This window comes from Candidatus Limimorpha avicola, assembly GCF_056978975.1.
Map to the genome: position 1 here is coordinate 1 of NZ_DBMCYK010000034.1, position 2,519 is coordinate 2,519.

General features: G+C 31.9%; 2 protein-coding genes. Both read left to right on the plus strand.

Annotated elements, in window-relative coordinates; genetic code table 11:
* Positions 1 to 131 precede the first annotated feature (131 nt).
* Complete coding sequence (locus tag ACZOVS_RS10255) at positions 132 to 1,229, plus strand: glycoside hydrolase family 16 protein (RefSeq protein WP_483997125.1); 1,098 nt, start codon at positions 132 to 134, stop codon at positions 1,227 to 1,229.
* Positions 1,230 to 1,240: 11 nt separating this feature from the next.
* On the plus strand, positions 1,241 to 2,062 hold the full coding sequence (locus ACZOVS_RS10260; protein WP_483997126.1) for a T9SS type A sorting domain-containing protein: 822 nt from the start codon (positions 1,241 to 1,243) through the stop codon (positions 2,060 to 2,062).
* The last annotated feature ends 457 nt before the right edge of the window (positions 2,063 to 2,519 follow it).

Sequence of the window (2,519 nt, forward strand, 5' to 3'; positions counted from 1 at the left end):
ACAAAAAGAAATAGAGTTGCTAAGAAAAACTCTTGAAGAACACGGATTATTAAAACCTTATAAGTAATTGCATCATGAAAAAAGTTTTTTATCTCTGTTGCATCATCTTGTTATTGTCCAATATAAATTTAATGAGTCAAATTATTGGCGATAATAATTGGGAAACAGATACATTGTTTTTTATCGATGATTTTTCTGTAGATGGTAGAACTTGGAGTAATAATTTCATTGATAATAGGAACTTATGGAGAGCATATTCTACTGAAGCTGGAGTGACTCACGGAAAAAATGAACATCAAGTTTATCAGAAAGAAAATTGTATCTTCGATGATACAAATAATCTAATGAAATTGGTATCAAAAAAAGTTGGAAACTCAACTTTGCAATGTGGTGACTATCTTATTCCTCCTGGCTATTCTTGTGATTCAACTCACGATGAGTTGTTTTATTATTCTGGAGAAATAGATGTTTTTAAAGAGCGTTTTTTATATGGATACTTCGAAATAAAATGCAAACTTCCCGTTCACAGAGGTGCATTCCCAGCCTTTTGGCTATGGGGAGGAGATAACACAACAGATCCTCATTATGAAGAAATTGATATTTTTGAATATTCATGGAATTTTATAAATTTTCAATATAATCCCAATGCTGTCACATTAGGCTCTCCACGTCGTTTTACAACAGGAATATATTTTTGTGATACAAGTATTTATTACTACCAATCTTATGCAAGAAATTATCCGATTATTCCTGATAACGAACCTGATTTAACACATTGGAACATCTTTGCCTGCGAATGGTCGCCAAATCGTGTTGTTTGGTATTTTAACGGGAATGCAATAAACCATCATTATGGAGAAACTGTCCCACACAGAGAAATGTTTTTAAAAACTAATTATGCTTTGGATAACTATATTCTAGAAAATGGACATCCTATACCTAATTTTATTACAGACACAATGTTTATTGATTATATTAAAGTATATAAATTAGATTGTGACTGCGAAACAGATGTTCTCATACAAAATACTTATGATCTACAAAATTATGATTATGGAGTTAAACATTCTATTAGTATAGGTTCAAATACAGAAAATATCTTTATGTCAAATAATGATAAAATGGTATTACGCGCAACTGATTTTATTGAAATAACCAAAAACTTTGAATTAACTACAGGGACTGAAATGGAACTTATTGTTCATCCTTGTCCTGAGAATAACAATTAAAATCTAACATTATGAAAAAATTACTATTATTATTATTAACGATTATGTTCTCTTATTGCATCTTTGCTCAAAACAATGGAGAAATTATTTACACAGACTTTAAACCGGATCTTTCCATTATACTGAATTCTATTACAACTCCAAGTGGTCCTCAGTTTGGCGACTCTGACACACTTTGTCTTGACTTCAATGAAGACGGCATAAAAGATATGAAGTTTTATTATGATGTTTGTTATAAATTATATTATTGTCCTGTTGCCGACATGTATAATTACAACGAATGGAGATGTGGTTTTGTAATAAACGACACCATACCCAATAATCAAATCAACAGTCGTGATCTTAATTTTATGTCAAATGTAATCGTCCCCAATTTATTGGACACGATACATCTTGGTGTTAAACATCAAATAAACAATAATCTTTATTATGGATGGCTTGTTTTGTATGTAGGCTCTTTTACTGATGATTTTATAAATTTTCGTAACTGTATGATTGTTGATGAAATGGCTTTCTGTACAATTCCAAATTATCCGCTAAAATTCGGGCAAAATAGTTTTATCGGCATAAACGAAATTGATGCTCCATCTACTTCAGTAAATGCCTTTTACAACAATGGCACCGGTACACTAAAAGTAAAATCTGATATGGAAATCAACAACATTGAAGTAATAGATGTTTTGGGAAGGACTCTTTACAGAAAAGTCAACATGGCTTCCGACAGTTTTGAAGCCGACTTGTCCGGTTTTACAAACGGTATTTATATCGTCAGAGCTGTTCTTTCTGATAAAACGGCAACAAGCACCAAATTTGTCATATATGGATCTAAATAGCTTCTTACTTGTTTTTTAAATCGGAATAATCAACAACACAAAAACACTGAACACATGGCAGTTTAGATTCTTACCGAATTATTCAACTAATAAAACAGACATTGCACATACAGTTTTTATCGTTTGTCTGCACAAAACCATGGAACTGTCGAGCAAAATATAAATTACATCGACCTTGAATTCACATACGGTTCGACATTTCTCGAATCCAAATGATTTTTGCCGCATAACATAATTTTTAATAAAAAAATTGAGGTTTTTGGTCAAATCAGTTTTTTCTCTTTTTTATTTTTTCTCATTCTCGGAACAAAAGCCTTTCTATAAAACATGACAACATACATCATTCGACTTAATGTAAAAAATATAGATTCAAGATAGAAGTGCAACCATCCTCCTCCGTCCTTGGAGCGTAGCGGAAAGGGAGGAGGAGGATGGCAAGCAACTCAGAAGGGTCATT